We start from the raw sequence: 24,070 nt of genomic DNA on the forward strand, positions 1-24,070 counted from the left end.
AATTACTCCTCTGCGGAGAAAGAAAATGAAAGACCTGCTCAACCTGTTCAACCAGCAGCGTCCCGCGCTCGACTTCGACGCGATCAAGATCGCGCTGGCGTCGCCGGACCTGATCCGTTCGTGGTCCTTCGGCGAGGTCAAGAAGCCCGAGACCATCAACTACCGCACCTTCAAGCCGGAGCGTGACGGCCTGTTCTGCGCCGCGATCTTCGGCCCGATCAAGGACTACGAGTGCCTGTGCGGCAAGTACAAGCGCATGAAGCACCGCGGCGTGGTCTGCGAGAAGTGCGGCACCGAGGTCACCCTGGCCAAGGTCCGTCGCGAGCGCATGGGCCACATCGACCTGGCCTCGCCGGTCGCGCACATCTGGTTCCTCAAGTCGCTGCCCAGCCGCATCGGCCTGATGCTGGACATGACCCTGCGCGACATCGAGCGGATCCTGTACTTCGAGGCGTTCGTCGTCACCGAACCGGGCCTGACCCCGTTCGAGCGTGGCCAGCTGCTCAACGAAGAGCAGTACATGCAGGCGCGTCAGGAGCACGGCGACGACTTCGAAGCCGCGATGGGCGCCGAGGCGGTCTACGACCTGCTGCGCACGATCGACCTGCAGTCGGAGATGGTCCAGCTGAAGGAAGACATCGCCGCGACCGGTTCGGAGACCAAGCTCAAGCGCCTGACCAAGCGGATCAAGCTGGTCGAGGCGTTCATCGAATCCGGCAACCGTCCGGAGTGGATGATCATGACGGTGCTGCCGGTGCTGCCGCCGGACCTGCGTCCGCTGGTGCCGCTGGACGGTGGCCGCTTCGCGACCTCCGACCTCAACGACCTGTACCGCCGCGTCATCAACCGCAACAACCGCCTGCGTCGCCTGCTCGAGCTCAATGCGCCGGAAATCATCGTGCGCAACGAGAAGCGCATGCTGCAGGAGTCGGTCGATGCGCTGATGGACAACGGCCGTCGTGGCCGCGCCATCACCGGCACCAACAAGCGCCCGCTCAAGTCGCTGGCCGACATGATCAAGGGCAAGCAGGGCCGGTTCCGCCAGAACCTGCTCGGCAAGCGCGTGGACTACTCCGGCCGTTCGGTCATCGTGGTCGGCCCGTACCTCAAGCTGCACCAGTGCGGCCTGCCGAAGAAGATGGCGCTGGAGCTGTTCAAGCCCTTCATCTTCGCCAAGCTGCAGCGCCGCGGCCTGGCCACCACGATCAAGGCCGCCAAGAAGCTGGTCGAGCGTGAAGAGGCGGAAGTCTGGGACATCCTCGAGGAGGTCATCCGCGAGCACCCGGTGCTGCTGAACCGCGCCCCGACCCTGCACCGCCTGGGCATCCAGGCGTTCGAGCCGGTGCTGATCGAGGGCAAGGCGATCCAGCTGCACCCGCTGGTCTGCACCGCGTTCAACGCCGACTTCGACGGTGACCAGATGGCCGTCCACGTGCCGCTTTCGCTGGAAGCCCAGCTGGAAGCGCGCGCGCTGATGATGGCGTCCAACAACATCCTGTCGCCGGCCAACGGCGAGCCGATCATCGTGCCGTCGCAGGACGTCGTGCTCGGCCTGTACTACATGACCCGCGCGCTGGTCGGCAAGAAGGGCGAGGGCATGGCGTTCGCCAACGTCGCCGAGGTCAAGCGTGCCTACGACAACCGCGTCGTCGAGCTGCACGCGCAGGTCAAGGTGCGCATCACCGAGACCGTCAACAACGAGGACGGCAGCAGCGAGCAGAAGACCTCGATCGTCGACACCACCGTCGGCCGCGCGCTGCTGCGCGAGATCCTGCCCGAGGGCCTGCCGTTCGAGTTGGCCAACGTCGAGCTGACCAAGAAGAACATCAGCCGCCTGATCAACTCCTCGTACCGCATGCTCGGCCTGAAGGACACCGTCGTGTTCGCCGACCAGCTGATGTACACCGGCTTCGCCTACGCGACCCGTGCGGGTGTGTCGATCGGCATCGACGACATGACCATCCCCGACGAGAAGAAGGGGATCCTCGGCGAGGCCGAGGCCGAGGTGCTGGAGATCCAGGAGCAGTACCAGTCGGGCCTGGTCACCGCCGGTGAGCGCTACAACAAGGTGGTCGACATCTGGTCGCGCACCAACGAGCGCGTGGCCAAGGCGATGATGGACGCGATCGGCACCGACACCGTGACCAACGCCAAGGGCGAGCAGGTCGCGCAGAAGTCGATGAACTCGGTCTACATCATGGCCGACTCCGGCGCGCGTGGTTCGCAGGCGCAGATCCGCCAGCTGGCCGGCATGCGCGGCCTGATGGCCAAGCCGGACGGCTCGATCATCGAGACCCCGATCACCGCGAACTTCCGCGAAGGCCTCAACGTCCTGCAGTACTTCATCTCGACCCACGGTGCCCGTAAGGGCCTGGCCGATACCGCGCTGAAGACCGCGAACTCCGGTTACCTGACCCGTCGCCTGGTCGACGTCGCACAGGACGTGGTGATCACCGAGACCGACTGCGGCACGATGGACGGACTGATGATGACCCCGATCGTCGAGGGTGGCGACGTGGTCGAGCCGCTGCGTGACCGCGTGCTGGGCCGCGTCGTGGCCGAGGACGTGTTCCTGCCGGGCAACGACGAGGATCCGATCGTCACCCGCAACACGCTGCTCGACGAAGCCTGGGTGCAGAAGCTCGAAGACGCCAGCGTGCAGGCCATCAAGGTCCGCTCGACCATCACTTGCGAATCGTCGTTCGGTGTGTGCGCGTACTGCTACGGCCGCGACCTGGGCCGCGGCCACATCGTCAACCATGGCGAAGCGGTCGGCGTGGTCGCCGCGCAGTCCATCGGCGAGCCGGGCACCCAGCTGACCATGCGTACGTTCCACATCGGTGGCGCGGCTTCGCGTGCGGCGGCGATCGACAACGTGACGGTCAAGACGACCGGCTCGATCAAGTTCAACAACCTCAAGCACGTCGAGCACGCCAACGGCCACTTCGTGGCGGTGTCGCGTTCGGGCGAGCTGTCGGTGCTGGACGCGCACGGCCGCGAGCGCGAGCGCTACAAGCTGCCGTACGGTGCCACCGTCAGCGTCAAGGACGGTGCCGAGATCAAGGCCGGCCAGCAGGTCGCCAACTGGGATCCGCACAACCACCCGATCGTCTCGGAAGTGGCCGGTTTCATCCGTTTCATCGACTTCGTCGAGGGCGTCACCGTCATCGAGAAGACCGACGAGCTGACCGGCCTGGCGTCGCGCGAAATCACCGATCCCAAGCGTCGTGGTTCGGCGGCCAAGGACCTGCGCCCGATCGTGCGCATCGTCGACAAGAACGGCAACGACCTGAACATCCCGGGTACCGACCTGCCGGCGCAGTACCAGCTGCCGCCGCGTTCGGTCGTCAACCTGCAGGACGGCGCCGCGGTCGGCGTGGGTGACGTGGTCGCCAAGATCCCGCAGGAGGCGTCCAAGACCCGTGACATCACCGGTGGTCTGCCGCGCGTGGCCGACCTGTTCGAGGCGCGCAAGCCCAAGGACCCGGCGATCCTGGCCGAGCGCTCGGGCATCGTCAGCTTCGGCAAGGACACCAAGGGCAAGCAGCGCCTGATCATCAAGGACGCCGACGGCAACGAGCACGAGGAGCTGATCCCCAAGTACCGCCAGATCATCGTGTTCGAAGGCGAGCACGTCGAGAAGGGCGAGACCGTGGTGGACGGCGAGCCGAGCCCGCAGGACATCCTGCGCCTGCTGGGCGTGGAGCCGCTCGCGGTGTACCTGACCAAGGAGATCCAGGACGTCTACCGCCTGCAGGGCGTGAAGATCAACGACAAGCACATCGAGGTGATCGTTCGCCAGATGCTGCGCAAGGTCGAAGTCACCGATGCGGGCGACAGCAAGTTCCTGCACGGCGAGCAGGTCGAACGCCAGCGTTTTGTCGAGGAGGCCGCCAAGGTGGTGGGCCGCAACGAGATCGTGCCGCAGTTCGAGCCGGTGCTGCTGGGCATCACCAAGGCCTCGCTGGCCACCGAATCGTTCATCTCCGCGGCCTCCTTCCAGGAGACCACCCGCGTGCTGACCGAGGCGGCCGTGCGCGGCACCCGTGACGGGCTGCGCGGCCTCAAGGAGAACGTGATCGTGGGTCGCCTGATCCCGGCCGGTACCGGTCTGGCGTACCACACCCAGCGCCGCAAGAACGCATCGGGCCTGACCGACTCCGAGATGGAGGCGTTGTCGGCCCCGGTCGTGGCAGAGGCGGTTGAAGCCGACGCCGCCGCCGACACGGGCGGGGAATCGAACGCTTCGTAATATCGTGGTACCGCGGCCTTTCGAGGCCGCCCAGATCACCAAATGAGGCGCAGGGAGCGCCTCGTGTTGGGCCCAGGGACGGGCGGGATCAACCGGATAACCTGCGGCCACCTGCGGTGGTCGCGGGCCCGTGACTGGACCGCGTTTGACGGAGACGTTTGACGCGGGCTATACTTTTCCGTCTCGGTGGGCCGGGTGCATTCGGCTTGCCGTTCGTTTTCCACAGGGTCCGGCTTTCGGCGCGGACCTTTTCCTCAGAAGAGTTCAGATGGCGACGATCAATCAGCTGGTCCGCAAACCGCGGCAGGCGGCCACGTACAAGAGCGCCTCGCCGGCGCTCGAGAACTGCCCGCAGCGCCGTGGCGTTTGCACCCGTGTCTACACCACCACCCCGAAGAAGCCGAACTCGGCGATGCGCAAGGTGGCCAAGGTGCGCCTGACCAACGGTTACGAGGTCATCTCGTACATCGGCGGTGAAGGCCACAACCTGCAGGAGCACTCGGTGGTGCTGATCCGCGGCGGTCGCGTCAAGGACCTGCCGGGCGTGCGTTACCACACCGTGCGCGGTTCGCTCGACGCCGCTGGTGTCGCCAAGCGTCGCCAGCGTCGCTCCAAGTACGGCGCCAAGCGCCCGAAGTCCTAAGGAATCCGCAACATGTCGCGTAAAGGCTCCACCCCGCAGCGCTCGGTCCTGCCTGATCCCAAGCACGGCAGCGAGACCATCGCGCGCTTCATCAACATGGTCATGTACAGCGGCAAGAAGTCGGTCGCCGAGAAGATCGTCTACGGCGCCATGGACGTGATCGGGGAGAAGAACCCCAATCCGCTCGAGGTCGTCGAGAAGGCGCTGAGCAACATCTCCCCGGCGGTCGAGGTCAAATCGCGCCGCGTGGGTGGTTCGACCTACCAGGTGCCGGTCGAAGTGCGCGCCTCGCGCCGCATGGCGCTGGCCATGCGCTGGCTGATCGATTCGGCCCGCAAGCGTGGCGAGAACAGCATGCCGCGCAAGCTGGCCGCCGAGCTGATCGACGCTTCGGAAAGCCGTGGCGGCGCGATCAAGAAGCGCGAAGAAACCCATCGCATGGCGGAAGCGAACAAGGCGTTCGCACACTACCGCTGGTGATCCGGGACGTCCCGACACCGAGGTGTCGGGACTCTCGCGCAGCGCGATAGCGCTGCCGCGGCGGCACTTGCCGCCACGCGAACCGGAGGCCGCCGTCAGGCGGCGTCCGGCCATCTGGAACCATAAAAATACGAGAGGGTCCCGTGGCTCGCACCACTCCCATCGAGCGTTACCGCAACTTCGGCATCATGGCCCACATCGATGCCGGCAAGACCACCACGTCCGAACGCATCCTGTTCTACACCGGTGTCAGCCACAAGATCGGCGAGGTGCATGACGGCGCCGCGACGATGGATTGGATGGAGCAGGAGCAGGAGCGCGGCATCACCATCCAGTCGGCGGCGACCACCGCTTTCTGGAAGGGGATGGACAAGTCCTTCCCGGAGCACCGCTTCAACATCATCGACACCCCCGGGCACGTCGACTTCACCATCGAAGTCGAACGTTCGCTGCGCGTGCTCGACGGCGCCGTGTTCGTGCTGTGTGCGGTCGGTGGCGTGCAGCCGCAGTCCGAGACCGTCTGGCGCCAGGCCAACAAGTACCAGGTGCCGCGCCTCGCGTTCGTCAACAAGATGGACCGCACCGGCGCCAACTTCGACAAGGTCGTCGGCCAGCTGAAGTCGCGCCTGGGTGCCTACGCCGTGCCGATGCAGGTGCCGGTCGGTGCCGAGGACGGCTTCGATGGCGTGATCGACCTGCTCAAGATGAAGCGCATCCACTGGGACACCGCGTCCCAGGGCACCGTGTTCGAGTACGGCGATATCCCGGCCGACCTCGCGGACAAGGCCGCGGAGGCGCGTGCGTTCATGATCGAGGCCGCCGCCGAGGCGTCCGAAGAGCTGATGGAGAAGTACCTCAACGACGGCGAGCTGTCCGAGGCCGAGGTCATCGCGGGCCTGCGTGAGCGCACCCTGCGGACCGAGATCGTTCCGGTCTTCTGCGGTACCGCGTTCAAGAACAAGGGCGTGCAGGCCATGCTCGACGGCGTGATCCAGCTGCTGCCGTCGCCGGTCGACGTGCCGGCGATCAAGGGCGTGGACGAGGACGAGAACGAAGCCTCGCGCAAGGCGTCGGACGACGAGAAGTTCTCGGCGCTGGCGTTCAAGATCATGACCGATCCGTTCGTCGGCTCGCTGACCTTCTTCCGCGTCTACTCGGGCGTGCTGAACTCGGGTGACCAGGTCTACAACCCGGTCAAGTCGAAGAAGGAGCGCGTGGGTCGTCTGCTGCAGATGCACTCCAACGATCGCCAGGAGATCAAGGAAGTGCGCGCGGGCGACATCGCCGCGGCCGTGGGCCTGAAGGACGTCACCACCGGTGACACCCTGTGCTCGCAGGACGCGATCATCACCCTCGAGCGCATGACCTTCCCGGAGCCGGTCATCTCGATGGCGGTCGAGCCCAAGACCAAGTCCGACCAGGAGAAGATGGGCCTGGCGCTGGGTCGCCTGGCGCAGGAGGATCCGTCCTTCCGCGTGCGCACCGACGAGGAGTCCGGCCAGACCATCATCGCCGGCATGGGCGAGCTGCACCTGGACATCATCGTCGACCGCATGAAGCGCGAGTTCAACGTCGAGGCCAACGTCGGCAAGCCGCAGGTCGCCTACCGCGAGACCATCCGCAAGCAGGTCAAGGTGGAAGGCAAGTTCGTCCGCCAGTCGGGCGGCAAGGGCCAGTTCGGCCACGTGTGGATCGAGATGGTCCCGCAGGAGCCGGGCGCGGGCTACGAGTTCGAGAACGCGATCGTCGGCGGCGTGGTGCCGAAGGAATACATCCCGGCGGTCGACAAGGGCATCCAGGAAGCCGCCGCCAACGGCGTGCTCGCCGGCTACCCGGTCGTCGACGTCAAGATCCGCCTCGTCGACGGTTCGTACCACGAGGTCGACTCGTCCGAAATGGCGTTCAAGATCGCCGGTTCCATGGCGTTCAAGGAAGGCTTCAACAAGGCCAGCCCGGTCCTGCTGGAGCCGATGATGAAGGTCGAGATCGTCACTCCGGAAGACTACCTGGGTGACGTGATGGGCGACGTCAGCCGTCGCCGCGGCATCCTCTCGGGCCAGGACGACAGCCCGTCGGGCAAGATCATCAACGCGATGATCCCGCTCGGCGAGATGTTCGGCTACGCGACCACGCTGCGGTCGATGTCGCAGGGTCGTGCGACCTACTCGATGGAGTTCGACCACTACGCCGAGGCGCCGACCAACATCGCCGAGTCGGTGGTCAAGAAGAACTGATGCATCGGCCCGGTGCGGACGCGCCGGGCCTTCCCCCGACAAGACCAACAAATACGTTCAGAGGTAAAAAACCATGGCCAAGGGTAAGTTCGAGCGCACCAAGCCGCACGTCAACGTCGGCACGATCGGTCACGTCGACCACGGCAAGACCACGCTGACCGCAGCGCTGACGAAGGTGGGCGCGGAGCGTTTCGGTGGTGAGTTCAAGGATTACTCGTCGATCGACGCGGCGCCGGAAGAGAAGGCTCGCGGCATCACGATCTCGACCGCGCACGTGGAATACGAATCGCCGATCCGCCACTACGCGCACGTCGATTGCCCGGGGCACGCCGACTACGTCAAGAACATGATCACCGGTGCGGCGCAGATGGACGGCGCGATCCTGGTGTGCTCGGCCGCGGACGGCCCGATGCCGCAGACCCGCGAGCACATCCTGCTGGCCCGCCAGGTCGGCGTGCCGTACATCGTCGTGTTCCTGAACAAGGCCGACATGGTCGACGACGCCGAGCTGCTCGAGCTGGTCGAGATGGAAGTGCGCGAGCTGCTGAGCAAGTACGACTTCCCGGGCGACGACACCCCGATCATCCACGGTTCGGCGCTGAAGGCGCTGGAAGGCGACCAGAGCGAGATCGGCGTGCCGGCGATCCTGAAGCTGGTGGACGCGCTGGACACCTGGATCCCGGAGCCGGAGCGCGATATCGACAAGTCCTTCCTGATGCCGGTCGAGGACGTGTTCTCGATCTCGGGCCGCGGCACCGTGGTGACCGGCCGCATCGAGCGCGGCATCATCAAGGTGGGTGACGAAATCGAGATCGTCGGTATCCGTCCGACCACCAAGACCACCGTCACCGGCGTGGAGATGTTCCGCAAGCTGCTGGACCAGGGCCAGGCGGGCGACAACGCGGGCCTGCTGCTGCGCGGCACCAAGCGTGACGACGTCGAGCGTGGCCAGGTACTGGCCAAGCCGGGTTCGATCACCCCGCACACCGACTTCGAGGGCGAGGTGTACGTGCTGTCGAAGGACGAGGGCGGCCGCCACACCCCGTTCTTCAAGGGTTACCGTCCGCAGTTCTACTTCCGCACCACCGACATCACCGGCGCCTGCCAGCTGCCGGAGGGCGTGGAGATGGTGATGCCGGGCGACAACGTGAAGATGGTGGTGTCGCTGATCAACCCGGTGGCGATGGACGAGGGCCTGCGCTTCGCGATCCGCGAAGGCGGCCGCACCGTCGGCGCCGGCGTGGTCTCCAAGATCATCAAGTAACAAGCAGGTCGGTTGCCCGCGGCGCGGGCGACGGGTCGATCCGGGGCGGGGTTGCACGCCGTCCCGGAAACCCGCTAGAATGCGCGACCACCATGGGCCTGGCAGCTTTGCCGGGCCCATGAACCAGCGAAATGAGGGGCAGGAAGCACCTCGTCTTCGCCAGACAGGGAAATGTCGCATGGTGCTGCCCGGTTCGGCTTCCCGGCCGCGGCGGCTTCATGCGTTCGCAGATTCCGTCTGGGCGGGCCGGGAAACCGGCCTGCCTTGATTTTTGAAGGAGCCGGCAGCGTCAGCGCATGCCGGCATTTGCAGTTCACCGGGGTTCGGCGCAACCAGTCGTCGGCCCGTCGCTCTTTTAACCAAGGAACACCGTCATGGCGGACCAGAAGATCCGGATTCGGCTGAAGGCGTACGATCATCGTCTGATCGACCGCTCGGCCAGCGAGATCGTCGAAACGGCCAAGCGGACCGGCGCGCAAGTGCGTGGCCCGATCCCGCTGCCGACCAAGATCGAGCGCTACACCATTCTCACCTCGCCGCACGTCGACAAGGACGCGCGCGACCAGTACGAGACCCGCACGCACAAGCGCGTGCTCGACATCGTCGACCCCAACGACAAGACCGTGGACGCGCTGATGAAGCTCGAGCTCGCGGCCGGCGTCGACGTCCAGATCAAGCTGACCTGAGGCCAACCACATGACTGCGAAGAAGTATTCGCTGGGCATCGTCGGTCGCAAGGCCGGCATGAGCCGGTTCTTCACCGAGGACGGCAAGTCCGTGCCGGTGACGCTGATCGAGGCGACCCCGAACCGCATCACCCAGATCAAGACCGTCGACAGCGACGGCTACAGCGCCGTGCAGGTCACCGCCGGCGTCAAGCGCGCGTCGCTGGTCAACAAGCCCGAGGCCGGTCACCTGGCCAAGGCCAAGGTCGAAGCCGGCCGTGGCCTGTGGGAGTTCCGCGTGGCCGACGACAAGCTCGGCGACTTCGAGGTCGGCGGCGAGATCCGCGCCGACATCTTCGAGGCCGGCCAGATCGTCGACGTACAGGGCGTGACCAAGGGCAAGGGCTTCCAGGGCACGATCAAGCGCTGGAACTTCCGCATGGGCGACGCCACCCACGGTAACTCGCTGTCGCATCGCGCCCCCGGCTCGATCGGCCAGCGCCAGACGCCGGGTCGCGTGTTCCCGGGCAAGAAGATGTCCGGCCACATGGGTTCGGTCCAGCAGAGCACCCAGGGCCTGCAGGTGGTGAAGGTCGACGCCGAGCGCGGCCTGATCGCCATCCGCGGTGCAGTGCCGGGCGCGCCGGGCGGCGACGTGATCGTCCGTCCGTCGAGCAAGGGAGTATGACGATGGAACTTGCCATCAATAACAGCAGCAAGACCGTGTCGGTGTCCGACGAGATCTTCGGCCGCGAGTTCAGCGAGGACCTGGTCCACCAGGTCGTGGTCGCGTACCGCAACGCCGGTCGCGCCGGCACCAAGGCGCAGAAGACCCGTTCGGAAGTCGCCGGCACCACCAAGAAGTCTAAGAAGCAGAAGGGCGGCGGTGCGCGTCATGGCGCGCTGACGGCCCCGATCTTCGTCGGTGGTGGCGTGACCTTCGCGGCCAAGCCGCGCAGCTTCGCGCAGAAGGTCAACCGCAAGATGTACCGCGCCGCGATGGCCGCGATCCTGGCGGAGCTCAACCGCCAGGGCCGCATCAAGGTGGTCGAGTCGCTCGCCATCGAGTCGCCGAAGACCAAGGGCATGATCACCATGCTCAAGGACCTCGGCGTGGGCAAGCGTCCGCTGCTGGTCACCGAGGATGCCACCGAGAACCTGTACCTCTCGGCGCGCAACCTGCCGTATGTCGAAGTCCGTGACGTGCAGGGCCTCGATCCGGTCGCGCTGGTTGGCGCCGACTCGGTCGTGGTCACCGCCGATGCGGTCAAGAAGATCGAGGAGTGGCTGGCATGAACGACGCCAAGCTCTACAACGTGATCCGTGCGCCGCGTGTGTCCGAGAAGACCGCGCGCCTGCAGGAAGTTTCCAACCAATACGTCTTCGAAGTGGCGACGACCGCTACCAAGGCCGACATCAAGGTCGCCGTGGAAAAGCTGTTCGACGTCAAGGTCGAGGCGGTCAACGTGGTCAACGTGAAGGGCAAGTCCAAGGCCTTCAAGTTCCGCATGGGCCGCCGCGCCGACTGGCGCAAGGCGTACGTGAAGCTGGCCGAGGGCCAGTCGATCGACGTGATGGCCAAGGCCTGAGGACTGGAACCATGGCATTGATGACTTTCAAGCCCACCTCGCCCGGCCGCCGTTCCGCCGTTCGCGTGGTGACGCCCGGCCTGCACAAGGGTGCCCCGCACGCGGCGCTGGTCGAGAAGAAGAGCAAGACCGGTGGCCGCAACCACCACGGTCGGATCACCACCCGTCATATCGGTGGTGGCCACAAGCAGCACTACCGCATCATCGATTTCAAGCGCAACAAGGAAGGCATCCCGGCGCGCGTGGAGCGGATCGAATACGACCCGAACCGCACCGCCCACATCGCCCTGCTGTGCTACGTCGATGGCGAGCGTCGCTACATCATCGCGCCCAAGGGCCTGAAGGATGGCGACCAGGTGATCGCCGGCCGTGACGCCCCGATCCGCGTCGGCAACACGCTGCCGCTGAGCAACATCCCGGTCGGTTCGACCGTCCACTGCATCGAGATGAAGCCCGGCAAGGGCGCCCAGCTGGCGCGCGCCGCCGGCGCCGGCGTGCAGCTGGTCGCCCGCGAGCAGGGTTACGCCACGCTGCGCCTGCGTTCGGGCGAAATGCGCAAGGTGCCGGTCGAGTGCCGCGCCACCATCGGTGAAGTCGGCAACGTCGAGCACAACCTCGAGAAGCTCGGCAAGGCCGGTGCCAAGCGCTGGCGCGGTGTCCGCCCGACCGTCCGCGGCGCGGCGATGAACCCCGTCGACCACCCGCACGGTGGTGGTGAGGCCAAGGCCGGCCAGGGCAACCCGCATCCGGTCACCCCGTGGGGCGTCCCGACCAAGGGTTACAAGACCCGCAAGAACAAGCGCACCCAGCAGTTCATCGTGCGCGATCGTAGGAGCTAATCGGCCATGGCACGTTCACTCAAGAAGGGCCCGTTCGTCGACCACCATCTCATCAAGAAGGTGGAGGCTGCGGCCAACAACAAGAAGCCGATCAAGACCTGGTCGCGTCGCTCGATGGTTCTGCCGGAGATGGTGGGCTTCACCATCGCCGTGCACAACGGTCGCAACCACATCCCCGTGCTGGTCAACGAGAACATGGTTGGCCACAAGCTCGGCGAGTTCGCCCTGACCCGTACGTTCAAGGGTCACGTGGCCGACAAGAAGAGCCGCTAAGGAGATGACCATGGAAGCGAAAGCAATCCTGCGCACCGCGCGCATCTCGCCGCAGAAGGCCCGCCTGGTCGCCGACCAGGTCCGTGGCCTGAGCGCCGAGCGTGCCGTCAACCTGCTCAAGTTCTCCGACAAGAAGGCCGCCGCGATGATCCGCAAGGTCGTCGAGTCCGCCATCGCCAACGCCGAGAACAACCAGGGCGCCGACATCGACGAGCTCAAGGTCAAGACCATCATGGTCGACGAGGGCCCGACGCTGAAGCGTTTCATGGCCCGTGCGAAGGGACGCGGTACCCGCATCCTCAAGCGCACCAGCCACATCACCGTCGTCGTCGGCGAGGGGAAGTAACTCATGGGTCATAAAGTTCATCCGACCGGCATCCGCCTTGGCATCTCCAAGGACTGGAACTCGAAGTGGTTCGCCGGCAAGAAGCAGTACGCCGAGTACCTCGCCGCCGACCTGAAGGTCCGCGAGATGCTGCGCAAGAAGCTCGCCCAGGCCGGCATCTCGAAGATCTTCATCGAGCGCCCGGCCAACAACGCCCGCGTGACCATCCACACCGCCCGCCCGGGCGTGGTGATCGGCAAGCGTGGCGAGGACATCGACAAGCTGCGTAAAGAGGTCAGCGACATGATGGGCGTCCCGGCGCACATCAACGTGACCGAAGTGCGCAAACCCGAGCTCGATGCCCAGCTGGTGGCCGAGTCGATCGCGCAGCAGCTCGAGCGTCGCATCATGTTCCGTCGCGCGATGAAGCGCGCGGTCGGCAACGCGATGCGCCTCGGCGCGCTGGGCATCAAGGTCAACGTCGCGGGTCGCCTCAACGGTGCCGAGATCGCGCGTTCGGAGTGGTACCGCGAAGGCCGCGTGCCGCTGCACACCCTCCGCGCCGACATCGACTACGGCTTTGCCGAAGCCAAGACGACCTACGGGATCATCGGCATCAAGGTCTGGGTCTACAAGGGCGAGATCTTCGATTTCTCCCAGGTCGGCCAGGAAAAGCAGGACGACAGCCCGCGTGGCGACCGCGGTGATCGCGGCGACCGTCGCGACCGTGGCCCGCGTCCGCCGCGTGAATCGAGGTAACCGACCATGTTGCAACCCAAGCGAACCAAATTCCGCAAGATGCACAAGGGCCGCAACGACGGCCTGGCATGGAGCGGCAACGCCGTCAGCTTCGGCGAGTACGGCCTGAAGGCGACCGCCCACGGCCAGATCACCGCCCGCCAGATCGAGGCCGCGCGCCGTTCGATCAGCCGCTACGTCAAGCGCGGCGGCAAGATGTGGATCCGCGTGTTCCCCGACAAGCCGATCACCAAGAAGCCGATCGAAGTCCGAATGGGCTCCGGCAAGGGCAACGTCGAGTACTGGGTCGCCCAGATCCAGCCGGGCCGCATGATCTACGAGATCGAGGGCGTGCCCGAGGACGTCGCTCGCGAGGCCTTCCGCCTGGCTTCGGCCAAGCTGTCGGTCACCACCCAGTTTGTTACCCGGACGGTGCGCTAATGGAACTGAAAGAACTCCGCGCGAAGTCGGCCGACGAGCTCCAGGCCCACCTGACCGAGCTGCACAAGGAGAGCTTCTCCCTGCGCATGCAGAAGGCCACCGGCCAGCTCGCCAAGACCCACGAGGCCCGCCGGGTTCGCCGCGAGATCGCTCGCGTGAACACCCTGCTGGGTCAGAAGAAGTAAGGACCCGCCATGACCGACAACAATACAGAGAAGGCGCTGCGCACGGTCGAAGGACGCGTGGTCAGCAACAAGATGGACAAGACCGTCACCGTGCTGGTCGAACGCCAGGTCAAGCACGCGCTGTACGGCAAGTACATCCGCCGTTCGACCAAGCTCCACGCCCACGATGCGGACAATGCCTGCAACGAAGGCGACGTCGTCCGGGTGCGCGAGATCGCCCCGATGTCCAAGACCAAGAACTGGAGCGTGGTTGAGATCGTCAGCCGCGCGGCCGAATAACGAGGAGGCTGAACCATGATCCAGATGCAAAGCTACCTCGGCGTGGCCGACAACTCCGGGGCGAAGGAAGTGATGTGCATCAAGGTGCTCGGCGGCTCCAAGCGCCGTTACGCGCACATTGGCGACATCATCAAGGTCACCGTCAAGGACGCGATCCCGCGTGGCAAGGTCAAGAAGGGCGACGTCTACGACGCCGTCGTGGTCCGCACCCGCAAGGGCGTCCGTCGCCCGGACGGTTCGCTGATCCGCTTCGATGGCAACGCCGCGGTGTTGCTCAACAACAAGCATGAGCCGATCGGCACCCGCATCTTCGGGCCCGTGACCCGTGAGCTGCGTTCCGAGAAGTTCATGAAGATCGTCTCGCTCGCACCCGAAGTGCTCTGAGCGGAGGAACTGACATGAACCGTATCAAGAAAGGCGACCAGGTGATCGTCACCGCCGGCAAGGACAAGGGCAAGAAGGGCGACGTGGTGCGCGTGGCCGGCGACAAGGTCGTCGTGTCCAACGTCAACATCGTCAAGCGCCACACCAAGCCCAACCCGCAGGCGGGCCAGCCCGGTGGCGTGATCGAGCGCGAGGCGCCGATCCATATCTCCAACGTCATGCTCTTCAACCCGGCGACGGGCAAGGGCGAGCGCGTTGGCATCAAGGTGCTGGAGGATGGACGCAAACTGCGTGTGTTCCGCTCCAGCGGTGAGGCGGTTGACGCCTGAGGAATGCTGAAATGACCACCCGGCTTGAAAAGTTCTACAAGGAAGAAGTCGTCCCCTCGCTGACCGCGAAGTTCGGCTACAAGAATCCGATGGAGGTGCCGCGCATCACCAAGATCACCCTGAACATGGGTGTCGGTGAAGCCGCCACCAACAAGAAGATCCTGGAGAACGCGGTCGCCGACATGGCGAAGATCTCCGGCCAGAAGCCCATCGTCACCAAGAGCCGCGTCTCCGTGGCGTCGTTCAAGATCCGCGACGGCTGGCCGATCGGCTGCAAGGTGACCCTGCGCCGCGAGAAGATGTTCGAGTTCCTCGACCGCCTGATCAACGTCTCGCTGCCGCGCGTGCGCGACTTCCGCGGCGTGTCCGGCAAGGCGTTTGACGGCCGTGGCAACTACAACATGGGCGTGAAGGAGCAGATCATCTTCCCGGAGATCGACTACGACCAGGTCGACGCGCTGCGCGGCATGGACATCGCGATCACCACCACCGCGAAGAGCGACGCCGAAGCGCGCGCCCTGCTGGAAGCCTTCCGCTTCCCGTTCCGCAACTGACCCGAGGAATAAATACATGGCCAAGACGTCCATGATCAACCGCGAGGTGAAGCGGGCCAAGCTGGCGGCGAAGTACGCCGGCAAGCGCGAGGAGCTGAAGAAGATCATCGCCAGCCCGACCGCCTCGTACGAGGAAAAGGAAGAGGCCGTGGTCAAGCTGCAGAAGCTGCCGCGTGACTCGTCCCCAAGCCGCCAGACCAGCCGTTGCGCCATGACCGGCCGCCCGCGCGGCGTCTACAACAAGTTCGGCCTCGGCCGCAACATGCTGCGCCAGGCCACCATGCGTGGCGACGTGCCCGGCCTGCGCAAGGCCAGCTGGTAACCGCGCTGGCAACACCGCCGCGCAAGTCTGCTAGACTAGCCGGCTCGCAAGACCCAAACGCCACGGCCGTCCGGCCGTGGCGTCACAACTGAATTCGCAATAGCGGATATCGGTGCACTCATCAGGAATCACACATGAGCATGACTGATCCCATCGCCGACATGTTCGTCCGCATTCGCAATGCGGCCGCGGTCGGCAAGCCGACGGCGACGATGCCGTCCTCCAAGGTCAAGGTCGCCATCGCCAAGGTGCTGCAGGACGAGGGTTACATCCTCGGTTCGCGCGTGACCGAGGCCGGTGCCGGCAAGAGCGAGCTCGAGATCGAGCTCAAGTACTACGAAGGCAAGCCGGTGATCGAGCAGCTCAAGCGCTTCTCGCGCTCGGGCCTGCGCCAGTACCGCGGCAAGGACGACCTGCCGAAGGTGCTCGGTGGCCTCGGCGTCGCCATCATTTCCACCTCCAAGGGCATCATGACCGATGCGCAGGCGCGCCAGCAGGGCGTCGGCGGTGAAGTCCTGTGCTTCGTGGCCTAAGGGAGTAACGAACATGTCCCGAGTTGCCAAGAAGCCGATCGCCCTGGCCAAGGGTGTCGAACTCAACGTCCAGCCCGAGAACGTGACCGTCAAGGGGCCGAAGGGCACCCTGTCGATCGCCAAGCCGGCCGGTATCGACGTCGTCATCGAGGACGGCCATGCGCAGCTGTCGGCCAGCGAGCCGGCACTGATCCCGCTGACCGGAACCCTGCGTGCGATCGTCGCCAACATGGTGCACGGCGTATCCGAAGGCTTCGAGCGCAAGCTCGAGCTGGTCGGCGTCGGTTACCGCGCCGCGATGCAGGGCAAGGACCTGAACCTGTCGCTGGGTTTCTCCCATCCGGTTGTGTTCGAAACCCCCGAGGGCATCACCATCACCACCCCGACCCAGACCGAGGTCGTCGTGGCCGGTGCCGACAAGCAGCGCGTCGGTGAGGTGGCTGCCAAGATTCGCGGTTTCCGTCCGCCGGAGCCCTACAAGGGCAAGGGCGTGAAGTACGCCGGCGAGAACATCATTCGCAAGGAAGCCAAGAAGGCCTAAGCCGGCCTTCAGCTTTCGAGGACCAGACAATGAACAAGAACATCGCCCGCCTGCGCCGCGCCAAGTCGACCCGTGCGCATATCCGCGAACTCGGTGTGCCGCGCCTGTCGGTGCTGCGTACCGGCCAGCACCTGTATGCCCAGGTTTTCACCGCCGACGGCTCGAAGGTCCTGGCCGCCGCGTCGACCACCCAGGCCGACGTCAAGGATGGTTTGAAGAACGGCAAGAACGCCGATGCCGCCGTAAAGGTGGGCAAGGTGATTGCCGAGAAGGCCAAGGCTGCCGGCATCGAGAAGGTCGCGTTCGACCGCTCGGGTTACCGCTACCACGGCCGCATCAAGGCGCTGGCCGACGCCGCCCGCGAGGGTGGCCTGCAGTTCTGATGCTTGAATGCGTGGGGCTCCGGCTCCACGCATTGGTTCCACCCGCCGGCGCGGGGTGCGCCGGACGCAGTGGCGGATTGCCGTCCCTGTGGAGCATCCGCGGTAATCGACAACCATAAGCGGCGCAGCCGCAAGCAACCTTCCAACATCCAGGAACTGAAATGGCTAACGAACGTGAGTCGCGGGGGCGTGATCGCAACCGTGAGGAAATCGATGACGGCATGATCGAGAAGCTGATCGCGGTCAACCGCGTCAGCAAGACCGTCAAGGGTGGTCGCCAGTTCACCTTCACCGCGCTGACGGTGGTGGGTGACGGCGCCGGCAAGGTCGGCTTCGGCTACGGCAAGGCGCGCGAAGTGCCGGTCGCCATCCAGAAGTCGATGGAGTACGCCCGCAAGAACATGAGCAACGTCGAGCTCAACGGCGGCACCCTGTGGCACTCGGTGAAGTCCGGCCACGGCGCGGCCCGCGTGTACATGCAGCCGGCCTCCGAGGGTACCGGCGTCATCGCCGGCGGCGCCATGCGCGCCGTGCTCGAAGCGGTCGGGGTGAAGGACGTGCTGGCCAAGGCGGTCGGCTCGCGCAACCCGATCAACCTGGTTCGCGCGACCCTGCGCGGCCTGACGGACATGCACTCGCCGGCCAAGATCGCGGCCAAGCGCGGCAAGAAGGTCGAGGATCTGATCAATGGCTAAGACCGAGAACAACAACACCGGCACCGTCAAGGTGCGCCTGGTCAAGGGCCTGCGCGGCAGCCAGTCGCGTCACCGCCTGTCGGTGCGTGCGCTGGGCCTGAACAAGCTCAATGACGTGCGTGAACTGAAGGACAGCCCGCAGGTGCGGGGCCTGATCAACAAGGTCCACTACCTGGTCCGGGTCGAGGAGTAACTGACATGCGTCTCAACACTCTCAAGCCGGCTGACGGCGCCCGCACCGAGCGCACCCGCGTCGGTCGCGGTATCGGTTCCGGCCTCGGCAAGACTGCCGGCCGCGGCCACAAGGGTTCGTTCGCACGTGCCGGCAAGGGCAAGATCAAGGCCGGCTTCGAAGGCGGCCAGATGCCGATGCACATGCGCCTGCCGAAGATCGGCTTCCGCAGCAAGACCGCCGGCGATACCGCCGAAGTGATGCTCTACCAGCTCGACAAGCTCGAGGCCGGTGATGTCGACTTCGCGGCCCTGCGCGCCGCCAAGCTGGTGCCGAGCACCGCCAAGCGCGCCAAGGTGGTCGCCAAGGGCGAGCTGACCAGGAAGTTCGTGCTGAAGGGCGTGCTGGCGACGGCCGGTGCCAAGGCCGCGATCGAAGCGGCCGGCGGCAAGGTCGAGGAGTAATCCACGCATGGCGCGAAGCGGCAACGCAATGGCCGGCATGGGCGGCGGGCTCGGTAAGTTCACCGAGCTTCGCCAGCGCCTGCTGTTCGTGATCGGTGCACTGATCGTCTATCGGATCGGCTGCTACATCCCGGTGCCGGGGGTCAATCCCGAAGCGATGCTGCGGCTGATGGAGACCCAGGAAGGCACCATCGTGGACATGTTCAACATGTTCTCCGGTGGTGCGCTGGAGCGCTTCAGCCTGTTCGCGCTCAACGTGATGCCGTACATCTCGTCCTCGATCATCATCCAGTTGCTGGTGCAGATCGTGCCCAGCCTGAAGGCGATCCAGAAGGAGGGCGAGTCAGGCCGCCGCAAGATCAACCAGTGGTCGCGCCTGGGTGCGATTCCGTTGGCGGTGTTCCAAGCATGGGGCATCGCCACCGCGCTGCAGGCCGGCGGTGCCAGCCAGGGTATTCCGGTGGTCTACAGCCCGGGCATGGGCTTCATCCTGACCGCCGTGATCTCGTTGACCGCCGGCACCATGTTCCTGATGTGGCTGGGCGAGCAGGTCACCGAGCGTGGTATCGGTAACGGTGTCTCGCTGATCATCTTCGCCGGCATCGTTGCCGGGTTGCCGTCGGCGGCGATCGGCATGTTCGAGCAGGTCCGCAACGGCGAGATGAGCACGCTGCTGGCCATCGCGATCGTCGCGATCGTCCTGGCGGTCACCTATTTCGTGGTGTTCGTCGAGCGCGGCCAGCGCCGGATCACGGTGAACTACGCACGCCGCCAAGGCGGCCGCAATGCGTACATGAACCAGTCCTCGTTCCTGCCGCTCAAGCTCAACATGTCGGGCGTGATCCCGGCGATCTTCGCGTCCAGTATCGTGATGTTCCCGGCGACCGCGGCGGCCTGGTTCAGCCAAGGCGACTCCTCGTCGTTCATGCTGAGGGTGAGCCAGTGGCTGAACCCGGGCGAGCCGCTGCACATGATCCTGTATGGCGCGCTGATCGCGGGCTTCGCGTTCTTCTATACGGCGCTGGTGTTCAATTCGCAGGAAACCGCCGACAACCTGAAGAAGTCGGGTGCGCTGATCCCGGGTATCCGTCCCGGCAAGGCCACCGCGGATTACGTCGACGCGGTGTTGACCCGGTTGACCGCGGCGGGCGCCGCCTACCTGGTGCTGGTCTGCCTGCTGCCGGAGGTCATGCGCAGCCAGATGGGCATCTCGTTCTACTTCGGCGGCACCTCGCTGCTGATCGTGGTGGTGGTGGTGATGGACTTCATCGCGCAGATCCAGGCGCACCTGATGTCCCACCAGTACGAAAGCCTGCTCAAGAAGGCCAATCTCAAGGGTTCGCGTTCCGGTCTGTCCGGTCGCTGACCCCGGGTCCCGGCGTGGTGCCGGGGTCCTAACGCGCACCGGCTCGCCGGAGGCGTGGAAGCAAGTAACGGAATCCGGGCACAGCTCCCGGGTTCCAGCAGGGCGACTCGTGCGGCGTCTCGCGTACGGGTGGGTCTGGACCGGTCCGCGCGCCAGAGTAGCGCGTGGTGCCCGGCGGGGACGGCTGACACCGCTTCCGCCTGGCAGTCCTGATCCGTCGCCGGAGCATGGGCACACTCCCCATGCCGTGGCACGTCCGCGCTTTGGCGCGGCGCGCTTCCTATGAACCCGAGACCTTGTTACAATTTCCGATTCACTCTGTCGAGTGTTCATCCAGCCGGGTTGTCAGGACCCGGCGGCCAAACCAGTTGGAGATCGCGTTATGGCGCGTATTGCGGGCGTCAATCTGCCTGCCCAGAAGCATGTCTGGGTCGGGCTGCAAAGCATCTACGGCATCGGCCGTACCCGTTCGAAGAAGGTCTGCGAGTCTGCCGGCGTCAACGCGTCGACCAAGATCCGTGACCTGTCCGAGCCGGAAGTCGAGGCGCTGCGCGCCGAGATCGGCAAGTTCGTCGTCGAGGGCGACCTGCGTCGCGAGGTCGGCATGGCGATCAAGCGCCTGATGGACCTCGGCAGCTACCGTGGCCTGCGTCACCGTCGTGGCCTTCCGCTGCGCGGCCAGCGCACCAAGACCAATGCACGCACCCGCAAGGGTCCGCGCAAGGCCATCAAGAAGTAAGGGGTAGACAATGGCCAAGCCAGCACAAGCCAAGACGAAGAAGAAGATCAAGCGCGTCGTCACCGACGGCATCGCCCACGTCCACGCTTCGTTCAACAACACCATCATCACGATCACCGACCGCCAGGGCAATGCGTTGTCGTGGGCGACTTCGGGCGGGGCGGGTTTCCGCGGTTCGCGCAAGTCGACCCCGTTCGCCGCCCAGGTCGCCGCCGAGAAGGCCGGCCGCGCCGCGCTCGACTACGGCGTCAAGTCGCTGGAAGTGCGCATCAAGGGCCCGGGTCCGGGTCGGGAGTCCGCCGTTCGTTCGCTGAACAACGTCGGCTACAAGATCATCAACATCATCGACGTGACGCCCATCCCGCACAACGGATGCCGTCCGCCGAAGAAGCGTCGCGTCTGAGGAGCTGAAGAACCATGGCTCGTTATATTGGTCCCAAGTGCAAGCTCTCGCGTCGCGAAGGCGCCGACCTCGGCCTGAAGTCGCCGGCCCGCGCGCTTGATTCGAAGTGCAAGCTGGAGCAGAAGCCCGGCCAGCACGGTCCCGTCGCGCGTCGCGGCAAGCTGTCCGACTACGCCAACCAGCTGCGTGAGAAGCAGAAGGTCAAGCGTATCTACGGCCTGCTGGAGCGTCAGTTCCGCAACTACTACAAGAAGGCGTCGACCAAGAAGGGCAACACGGGTGAGAACCTGCTGCAGCTCCTCGAGACCCGCCTCGACAACGTCGTCTACCGCATGGGCTTCGCGGTGACCCGGCCGGCCGCCCGCCAGCTGGTCAGCCACCGCGGTGTCACGGTCAACGGCAAGTCGGTCAACCTGCCTTCCTACCAGGTCAAGGCCGGTGATGCGATCGCCCTCGCCGAGCGCGCCCAGAAGCAGCTCCGCGTGCAGGAGTCGCTGACGGTCGCCCAGCAGATGGATCTCTCGCCGTCCTGGGTCGAGGTCGACAGCAAGAAGTTCGCCGGCGTGTTCAAGGCCGTGCCGGACCGTGCCGACCTTCCGGCCGACATCAACGAAGCGCTGATCGTCGAGCTGTACTCGAAGTAATCCACTCTGTTCTTGGGCTGCCGCCCCCGCCGGCGGCCCACAGGAGACTCCACACATGACGGTTACCGCCAATCAGGTACTGCGCCCCCGCGGTCCCCAGATCGAACGCCTCACCGGCAACCGCGCGAAGGTCGTGATCGAGCCGCTCGAGCGCGGCTACGGCCACACCCTCGGCAACGCGCTGCGCCGCGTGCTGCTGTCCTCGATCCCCGGCTTTGCCATCACGGAAGTCGAGATCGACGGCGTGCTGCACGAGTACACCACGGTCGAAGGGTTGCAGGAGGACGTGCTCGAAGTCCTGCTCAACCTCAAGGACGTCGCGATCCGCATGCACACCGGCGAATCGGCGACGTTGTCGCTGAGCAAGCAGGGCCCGGGCATCGTGACCGCGGCCGACATCAAGACCGACCACAATGTCGAGGTCATCAACGGCGACCACGTGATCGCCCACCTGACCAAGGACACCGCGCTCAACATGCGGCTCAAGGTCGAGCGTGGCTTCGGCTACCAGCCGGCCGCCGCCCGTCGCCGTCCGGACGAGGAGACCCGCAGCATCGGTCGCCTGATGCTGGATGCCAGCTTCAGCCCGGTCCGCCGCGTCGCCTATGCCGTCGAAGCGGCCCGTGTCGAGCAGCGCACCGACCTCGACAAGCTCGTGATCGACATCGAGACCAACGGCACGATCGACGCCGAGGAAGCCGTGCGGACCGCCGCCGACATCCTCAGCGACCAGCTTTCGGTGTTCGGCGATTTCACCCACCGCGACCGCGGTGCGGCGAAGCCGGCCACGAATGGCGTCGACCCGATCCTGCTGCGTCCGATCGACGACCTGGAGCTGACCGTGCGTTCGGCCAACTGCCTCAAGGCCGAGAGCATCTACTACGTCGGCGATCTGATCCAGAAGACCGAAGTGGAACTGCTCAAGACGCCGAACCTCGGCAAGAAGTCGCTCACCGAGATCAAGGAAGTGCTCGCCCAGCGCGGCCTTTCCCTCGGTATGAAACTCGAGAACTGGCCGCCGGCGGGTATTGCCTCGCACGGCATGATGGGCTGAGTTCCAACGCGACCATTCCCGTCTCGGGAATGGTCGCGGCCGGTAATCGCCGACGGGCCTGAAGCCCGCGCTCGTCCGGTCAGGGAAGGCCGGCCAGGACCACCCGCAGTCCGCCGCTTCAACGCCATGATGGCGACAACGACGTCCAACAGCTCCAGCATTCACCAGGAACCAAGACCATGCGCCACCAGAAATCCGGACGCAAATTCAGCCGCACCAGTGCCCATCGCGATGCGATGTTCACCAATATGGCCGCGTCGCTCATCAAGCACGGAGCAATCCGTACCACCCTCCCGAAGGCCAAGGAGCTGCGCCGCGTCGCGGAGCCGCTGATCACCCTGGCCAAGAAGGACGGTGTCGCCAACCGCCGCCTTGCGTTCTCGCGCCTGCGGGACAAGGAAGCGGTCGGCACCCTGTTCGTTGAACTCGGCCCGCGCTACAGCGAGCGTCCGGGTGGCTACCTGCGCATCCTCAAGTGCGGTTTCCGCGCTGGCGACAATGCGCCGATGGCCTACGTCGAGCTGGTTGATCGTCCGCAGGTCGCTGCGGAGTAAACCGGGGCAGGTTGCAGGTCCAACCGGATCGGCACTTGTTTGAACAAAGCCCCGGCCTGCCGGGGCTTTGTCCGTTCTGGGGCTTGCACAAGCTGCCGGTGTGTCTTTGCACGACATCGACGACGCCGTATCGTGTCGCCCCATGAAACCTTCCGACCACGTTTCCTTCCGCACCGGGTTCCTGGCCGGGTTCGTGGCCTGCGCCGCATTGATCGGCTATGCGCTGTACACGCAATTCCACGGCGGCCTGCTGCCCTGTCCGTTGTGCATCTTCCAGCGGGTCGGCTTCGCAGTGCTGGGAGTGGTGTTCCTGATCGGCGGCATCCATGCCCCGCGGCGGACCGGTGGTCGCCGGGTCTACGGGGTGCTGGCCGTGCTGGCCGCGCTGGGCGGCGCCGCGGTGGCCGGCAATCACGTCCGTTTGCAGCATCTCCCACCCGACCAGGTCCCGGCCTGCGGTCCCGGGCTCGATTACATGCTCGATTCCATGCCCATCAGCGGCGTGGTGCGTAAGGTCATGACCGGCTCGGGCGAGTGCGCAAACGTGGACTGGTCGTTCCTTGGGCTGTCGATGCCGGCTTGGAGCCTCGTCTGGTTCGTGCTGCTTGGCGGCTGGGCCGCCTACGCGGCCTTCCGACGCCGCTGAAGCCAAGCCATAGCCACGCTTCATTTGCGCGCGCGCGTCGCTCGGCGGATGATGTTTGCTGCGAAGCAACAAATCGATTG

The 24,070-nt window shown here is 65.4% G+C and carries 33 protein-coding genes; all 33 read left to right on the forward strand.

What is annotated here, in order from left to right:
- The first annotated feature begins 25 nt into the window (after positions 1–25).
- The 33 genes from rpoC to U8331_RS04160 all read left to right on the forward strand — a co-directional run bounded on the left by rpoC (position 26) and on the right by U8331_RS04160 (position 23,990).
- A complete protein-coding gene (gene rpoC, locus U8331_RS04000; protein ID WP_481132333.1) occupies positions 26–4,252 on the forward strand; it encodes a DNA-directed RNA polymerase subunit beta' in 4,227 nt (1,408 codons plus the stop codon).
- Positions 4,253–4,520: 268 nt separating this feature from the next.
- Positions 4,521–4,895: a 30S ribosomal protein S12 gene (gene rpsL, locus U8331_RS04005; RefSeq protein ID WP_036213440.1), complete on the forward strand. Its 375-nt coding sequence runs from the start codon at positions 4,521–4,523 to the stop codon at positions 4,893–4,895.
- A gap of 12 nt (positions 4,896–4,907) precedes the next feature.
- Complete coding sequence (gene rpsG / locus U8331_RS04010) at positions 4,908–5,375, forward strand: 30S ribosomal protein S7 (protein ID WP_481132334.1); 468 nt, start codon at positions 4,908–4,910, stop codon at positions 5,373–5,375.
- A gap of 143 nt (positions 5,376–5,518) precedes the next feature.
- Entirely contained in the window at positions 5,519–7,609 is a 2,091-nt protein-coding gene (gene fusA / locus U8331_RS04015) for an elongation factor G (protein ID WP_481132335.1), read from the forward strand.
- A 73-nt stretch (positions 7,610–7,682) separates the two neighbouring features.
- A complete protein-coding gene (gene tuf, locus U8331_RS04020; protein WP_481132326.1) occupies positions 7,683–8,873 on the forward strand; it encodes an elongation factor Tu in 1,191 nt (396 codons plus the stop codon).
- A gap of 374 nt (positions 8,874–9,247) precedes the next feature.
- The gene (gene rpsJ, locus U8331_RS04025) at positions 9,248–9,559 is read left to right on the forward strand and encodes a 30S ribosomal protein S10 (protein WP_036212661.1); all 312 of its coding nucleotides are present in this window, start codon (positions 9,248–9,250) and stop codon (positions 9,557–9,559) included.
- A 10-nt stretch (positions 9,560–9,569) separates the two neighbouring features.
- Complete coding sequence (gene rplC, locus U8331_RS04030) at positions 9,570–10,226, forward strand: 50S ribosomal protein L3 (protein ID WP_481132336.1); 657 nt, start codon at positions 9,570–9,572, stop codon at positions 10,224–10,226.
- A 2-nt stretch (positions 10,227–10,228) separates the two neighbouring features.
- Positions 10,229–10,834, forward strand: a complete 606-nt coding sequence (gene rplD / locus U8331_RS04035; protein WP_481132337.1) for a 50S ribosomal protein L4 — start codon at positions 10,229–10,231, stop codon at positions 10,832–10,834.
- Positions 10,831–11,127, forward strand: coding sequence for a 50S ribosomal protein L23 (gene rplW / locus U8331_RS04040; protein WP_036212652.1), 297 nt, complete (start codon positions 10,831–10,833; stop codon positions 11,125–11,127). Before rplD ends, rplW begins: the two co-directional genes overlap by 4 nt.
- Positions 11,128–11,138: 11 nt before the next feature.
- Positions 11,139–11,966 carry a 50S ribosomal protein L2 gene (gene rplB, locus U8331_RS04045; RefSeq protein WP_036212649.1) on the forward strand — a complete coding sequence of 276 codons (828 nt, stop codon included), beginning with the start codon at positions 11,139–11,141 and terminating at the stop codon, positions 11,964–11,966.
- A 6-nt stretch (positions 11,967–11,972) separates the two neighbouring features.
- Positions 11,973–12,239: a 30S ribosomal protein S19 gene (gene rpsS, locus U8331_RS04050; RefSeq protein ID WP_036212645.1), complete on the forward strand. Its 267-nt coding sequence runs from the start codon at positions 11,973–11,975 to the stop codon at positions 12,237–12,239.
- A 10-nt stretch (positions 12,240–12,249) separates the two neighbouring features.
- Entirely contained in the window at positions 12,250–12,585 is a 336-nt protein-coding gene (gene rplV, locus U8331_RS04055) for a 50S ribosomal protein L22 (RefSeq protein ID WP_215218598.1), read from the forward strand.
- 3 nt (positions 12,586–12,588) lie between these two features.
- Positions 12,589–13,323, forward strand: a complete 735-nt coding sequence (gene rpsC, locus U8331_RS04060) for a 30S ribosomal protein S3 (RefSeq protein ID WP_036212641.1) — start codon at positions 12,589–12,591, stop codon at positions 13,321–13,323.
- Positions 13,324–13,329: 6 nt separating this feature from the next.
- Positions 13,330–13,743: a 50S ribosomal protein L16 gene (gene rplP, locus U8331_RS04065; protein ID WP_481132338.1), complete on the forward strand. Its 414-nt coding sequence runs from the start codon at positions 13,330–13,332 to the stop codon at positions 13,741–13,743.
- Positions 13,743–13,928 carry a 50S ribosomal protein L29 gene (rpmC, locus tag U8331_RS04070; RefSeq protein ID WP_481132339.1) on the forward strand — a complete coding sequence of 62 codons (186 nt, stop codon included), beginning with the start codon at positions 13,743–13,745 and terminating at the stop codon, positions 13,926–13,928. Before rplP ends, rpmC begins: the two co-directional genes overlap by 1 nt.
- 9 nt (positions 13,929–13,937) lie before the next feature.
- On the forward strand, positions 13,938–14,207 hold the full coding sequence (rpsQ, locus tag U8331_RS04075; RefSeq protein WP_036212633.1) for a 30S ribosomal protein S17: 270 nt from the start codon (positions 13,938–13,940) through the stop codon (positions 14,205–14,207).
- Positions 14,208–14,222: 15 nt separating this feature from the next.
- Positions 14,223–14,591, forward strand: coding sequence for a 50S ribosomal protein L14 (gene rplN / locus U8331_RS04080; protein WP_031373826.1), 369 nt, complete (start codon positions 14,223–14,225; stop codon positions 14,589–14,591).
- A 14-nt stretch (positions 14,592–14,605) separates the two neighbouring features.
- Positions 14,606–14,920: a 50S ribosomal protein L24 gene (gene rplX, locus U8331_RS04085; RefSeq protein ID WP_481132340.1), complete on the forward strand. Its 315-nt coding sequence runs from the start codon at positions 14,606–14,608 to the stop codon at positions 14,918–14,920.
- Positions 14,921–14,931: 11 nt separating this feature from the next.
- A complete protein-coding gene (gene rplE, locus U8331_RS04090; protein WP_481132341.1) occupies positions 14,932–15,474 on the forward strand; it encodes a 50S ribosomal protein L5 in 543 nt (180 codons plus the stop codon).
- Positions 15,475–15,490: 16 nt separating this feature from the next.
- Positions 15,491–15,796, forward strand: coding sequence for a 30S ribosomal protein S14 (gene rpsN, locus U8331_RS04095; protein WP_481132342.1), 306 nt, complete (start codon positions 15,491–15,493; stop codon positions 15,794–15,796).
- A gap of 134 nt (positions 15,797–15,930) precedes the next feature.
- Positions 15,931–16,329 (forward strand): 30S ribosomal protein S8, encoded by a 399-nt coding sequence (gene rpsH, locus U8331_RS04100; RefSeq protein WP_481132343.1) that lies wholly within the window; start codon positions 15,931–15,933, stop codon positions 16,327–16,329.
- 13 nt (positions 16,330–16,342) lie between these two features.
- Positions 16,343–16,870 carry a 50S ribosomal protein L6 gene (gene rplF / locus U8331_RS04105; RefSeq protein ID WP_481132344.1) on the forward strand — a complete coding sequence of 176 codons (528 nt, stop codon included), beginning with the start codon at positions 16,343–16,345 and terminating at the stop codon, positions 16,868–16,870.
- 29 nt (positions 16,871–16,899) lie between these two features.
- Positions 16,900–17,253, forward strand: a complete 354-nt coding sequence (gene rplR, locus U8331_RS04110) for a 50S ribosomal protein L18 (RefSeq protein WP_481132345.1) — start codon at positions 16,900–16,902, stop codon at positions 17,251–17,253.
- A gap of 161 nt (positions 17,254–17,414) precedes the next feature.
- A complete protein-coding gene (gene rpsE, locus U8331_RS04115) occupies positions 17,415–17,948 on the forward strand; it encodes a 30S ribosomal protein S5 (protein ID WP_481132346.1) in 534 nt (177 codons plus the stop codon).
- Positions 17,941–18,141 (forward strand): 50S ribosomal protein L30, encoded by a 201-nt coding sequence (gene rpmD / locus U8331_RS04120; protein WP_481132347.1) that lies wholly within the window; start codon positions 17,941–17,943, stop codon positions 18,139–18,141. The genes rpsE and rpmD overlap by 8 nt, the downstream gene beginning before the upstream one ends.
- Before the next feature lie 5 nt (positions 18,142–18,146).
- Positions 18,147–18,584, forward strand: a complete 438-nt coding sequence (gene rplO, locus U8331_RS04125) for a 50S ribosomal protein L15 (RefSeq protein WP_481132348.1) — start codon at positions 18,147–18,149, stop codon at positions 18,582–18,584.
- A 7-nt stretch (positions 18,585–18,591) separates the two neighbouring features.
- Complete coding sequence (gene secY / locus U8331_RS04130) at positions 18,592–19,950, forward strand: preprotein translocase subunit SecY (protein WP_481132349.1); 1,359 nt, start codon at positions 18,592–18,594, stop codon at positions 19,948–19,950.
- Between the two features lie 382 nt (positions 19,951–20,332).
- Positions 20,333–20,689, forward strand: a complete 357-nt coding sequence (rpsM, locus tag U8331_RS04135; protein WP_481132350.1) for a 30S ribosomal protein S13 — start codon at positions 20,333–20,335, stop codon at positions 20,687–20,689.
- 10 nt (positions 20,690–20,699) lie between these two features.
- Entirely contained in the window at positions 20,700–21,092 is a 393-nt protein-coding gene (gene rpsK / locus U8331_RS04140) for a 30S ribosomal protein S11 (RefSeq protein WP_036212595.1), read from the forward strand.
- Positions 21,093–21,106: 14 nt separating this feature from the next.
- Complete coding sequence (rpsD, locus tag U8331_RS04145; protein ID WP_481132351.1) at positions 21,107–21,736, forward strand: 30S ribosomal protein S4; 630 nt, start codon at positions 21,107–21,109, stop codon at positions 21,734–21,736.
- Between the two features lie 55 nt (positions 21,737–21,791).
- Positions 21,792–22,790: a DNA-directed RNA polymerase subunit alpha gene (locus U8331_RS04150; RefSeq protein WP_481132352.1), complete on the forward strand. Its 999-nt coding sequence runs from the start codon at positions 21,792–21,794 to the stop codon at positions 22,788–22,790.
- Between the two features lie 179 nt (positions 22,791–22,969).
- A complete protein-coding gene (rplQ, locus tag U8331_RS04155) occupies positions 22,970–23,344 on the forward strand; it encodes a 50S ribosomal protein L17 (protein ID WP_481132353.1) in 375 nt (124 codons plus the stop codon).
- A 142-nt stretch (positions 23,345–23,486) separates the two neighbouring features.
- On the forward strand, positions 23,487–23,990 hold the full coding sequence (locus tag U8331_RS04160; RefSeq protein ID WP_481132884.1) for a disulfide bond formation protein B: 504 nt from the start codon (positions 23,487–23,489) through the stop codon (positions 23,988–23,990).
- Positions 23,991–24,070: the final 80 nt, after the last annotated feature.

The organism is Lysobacter sp. CC-YZS074, assembly GCF_056739745.1.

What these genes read in the sequence shown, in the direction of transcription:
- U8331_RS04160 (WP_481132884.1), top strand. Translation starts at nt 23,487, where the DNA reads ATGAAACCTTCCGACCACGTTTCCTTCCGCACCGGGTTCCTGGCCGGG.
- rplX (WP_481132340.1), top strand. Translation starts at nt 14,606, where the DNA reads ATGAACCGTATCAAGAAAGGCGACCAGGTGATCGTCACCGCCGGCAAG.
- secY (WP_481132349.1), top strand. Translation starts at nt 18,592, where the DNA reads ATGGCGCGAAGCGGCAACGCAATGGCCGGCATGGGCGGCGGGCTCGGT.
- rpsD (WP_481132351.1), top strand. Translation starts at nt 21,107, where the DNA reads ATGGCTCGTTATATTGGTCCCAAGTGCAAGCTCTCGCGTCGCGAAGGC.
- rplE (WP_481132341.1), top strand. Translation starts at nt 14,932, where the DNA reads ATGACCACCCGGCTTGAAAAGTTCTACAAGGAAGAAGTCGTCCCCTCG.
- rplR (WP_481132345.1), top strand. Translation starts at nt 16,900, where the DNA reads ATGAACAAGAACATCGCCCGCCTGCGCCGCGCCAAGTCGACCCGTGCG.
- rplV (WP_215218598.1), top strand. Translation starts at nt 12,250, where the DNA reads ATGGAAGCGAAAGCAATCCTGCGCACCGCGCGCATCTCGCCGCAGAAG.
- rpsJ (WP_036212661.1), top strand. Translation starts at nt 9,248, where the DNA reads ATGGCGGACCAGAAGATCCGGATTCGGCTGAAGGCGTACGATCATCGT.
- rplB (WP_036212649.1), top strand. Translation starts at nt 11,139, where the DNA reads ATGGCATTGATGACTTTCAAGCCCACCTCGCCCGGCCGCCGTTCCGCC.
- rplC (WP_481132336.1), top strand. Translation starts at nt 9,570, where the DNA reads ATGACTGCGAAGAAGTATTCGCTGGGCATCGTCGGTCGCAAGGCCGGC.
- U8331_RS04150 (WP_481132352.1), top strand. Translation starts at nt 21,792, where the DNA reads ATGACGGTTACCGCCAATCAGGTACTGCGCCCCCGCGGTCCCCAGATC.
- rplF (WP_481132344.1), top strand. Translation starts at nt 16,343, where the DNA reads ATGTCCCGAGTTGCCAAGAAGCCGATCGCCCTGGCCAAGGGTGTCGAA.
- rpmC (WP_481132339.1), top strand. Translation starts at nt 13,743, where the DNA reads ATGGAACTGAAAGAACTCCGCGCGAAGTCGGCCGACGAGCTCCAGGCC.
- rpmD (WP_481132347.1), top strand. Translation starts at nt 17,941, where the DNA reads ATGGCTAAGACCGAGAACAACAACACCGGCACCGTCAAGGTGCGCCTG.
- rpsN (WP_481132342.1), top strand. Translation starts at nt 15,491, where the DNA reads ATGGCCAAGACGTCCATGATCAACCGCGAGGTGAAGCGGGCCAAGCTG.
- rpsS (WP_036212645.1), top strand. Translation starts at nt 11,973, where the DNA reads ATGGCACGTTCACTCAAGAAGGGCCCGTTCGTCGACCACCATCTCATC.
- rpsM (WP_481132350.1), top strand. Translation starts at nt 20,333, where the DNA reads ATGGCGCGTATTGCGGGCGTCAATCTGCCTGCCCAGAAGCATGTCTGG.
- rpsL (WP_036213440.1), top strand. Translation starts at nt 4,521, where the DNA reads ATGGCGACGATCAATCAGCTGGTCCGCAAACCGCGGCAGGCGGCCACG.
- rplO (WP_481132348.1), top strand. Translation starts at nt 18,147, where the DNA reads ATGCGTCTCAACACTCTCAAGCCGGCTGACGGCGCCCGCACCGAGCGC.
- rpsG (WP_481132334.1), top strand. Translation starts at nt 4,908, where the DNA reads ATGTCGCGTAAAGGCTCCACCCCGCAGCGCTCGGTCCTGCCTGATCCC.
- rpsE (WP_481132346.1), top strand. Translation starts at nt 17,415, where the DNA reads ATGGCTAACGAACGTGAGTCGCGGGGGCGTGATCGCAACCGTGAGGAA.
- tuf (WP_481132326.1), top strand. Translation starts at nt 7,683, where the DNA reads ATGGCCAAGGGTAAGTTCGAGCGCACCAAGCCGCACGTCAACGTCGGC.
- rplQ (WP_481132353.1), top strand. Translation starts at nt 22,970, where the DNA reads ATGCGCCACCAGAAATCCGGACGCAAATTCAGCCGCACCAGTGCCCAT.
- rplD (WP_481132337.1), top strand. Translation starts at nt 10,229, where the DNA reads ATGGAACTTGCCATCAATAACAGCAGCAAGACCGTGTCGGTGTCCGAC.
- rplN (WP_031373826.1), top strand. Translation starts at nt 14,223, where the DNA reads ATGATCCAGATGCAAAGCTACCTCGGCGTGGCCGACAACTCCGGGGCG.
- rpsC (WP_036212641.1), top strand. Translation starts at nt 12,589, where the DNA reads ATGGGTCATAAAGTTCATCCGACCGGCATCCGCCTTGGCATCTCCAAG.
- rpsH (WP_481132343.1), top strand. Translation starts at nt 15,931, where the DNA reads ATGAGCATGACTGATCCCATCGCCGACATGTTCGTCCGCATTCGCAAT.
- rplP (WP_481132338.1), top strand. Translation starts at nt 13,330, where the DNA reads ATGTTGCAACCCAAGCGAACCAAATTCCGCAAGATGCACAAGGGCCGC.
- rpsQ (WP_036212633.1), top strand. Translation starts at nt 13,938, where the DNA reads ATGACCGACAACAATACAGAGAAGGCGCTGCGCACGGTCGAAGGACGC.
- rpsK (WP_036212595.1), top strand. Translation starts at nt 20,700, where the DNA reads ATGGCCAAGCCAGCACAAGCCAAGACGAAGAAGAAGATCAAGCGCGTC.
- rplW (WP_036212652.1), top strand. Translation starts at nt 10,831, where the DNA reads ATGAACGACGCCAAGCTCTACAACGTGATCCGTGCGCCGCGTGTGTCC.
- rpoC (WP_481132333.1), top strand. Translation starts at nt 26, where the DNA reads ATGAAAGACCTGCTCAACCTGTTCAACCAGCAGCGTCCCGCGCTCGAC.